Origin of the sequence: Paenibacillus sp. USHLN196 (genome assembly GCF_037144955.1) — a bacterium.
GTDB lineage: Bacteria > Bacillota > Bacilli > Paenibacillales > Paenibacillaceae > Paenibacillus > Paenibacillus xylanexedens_C.
Genome location: NZ_JBBCYH010000063.1, coordinates 1 through 225, shown reverse-complemented (window position 1 = coordinate 225; position 225 = coordinate 1). Strand labels below are relative to the sequence as shown.

The window sequence follows — 225 nt, the reverse complement described above, 5'->3', positions numbered from 1 at the left end:
CTGCGGTCCAAGTACCATCGGCGCTAGAGGGCTTAACGGTCGTGTTCGGGATGGGTACGTGTGGAACCCCTCCGCCATCGCCACCAAACGCGTAGCTTACATTTCAGAGTTCATTCCCTGAAAACTAGATTCGAAACGAAACATGCGATTTAGAACTTGCTATTGGATAAGCCCTCGACCGATTAGTACTGGTCAGCTCCATGCATTGCTGCACTTCCACCCCCA

The 225-nt window shown here is 52.0% G+C and carries 1 rRNA gene; it reads right to left on the bottom strand.

The window, feature by feature from the left end:
• Positions 1-88, bottom strand: a 5S ribosomal RNA gene (gene rrf / locus WFI24_RS34340); the annotation flags it as partial.
• Positions 89-225 lie beyond the last annotated feature (137 nt).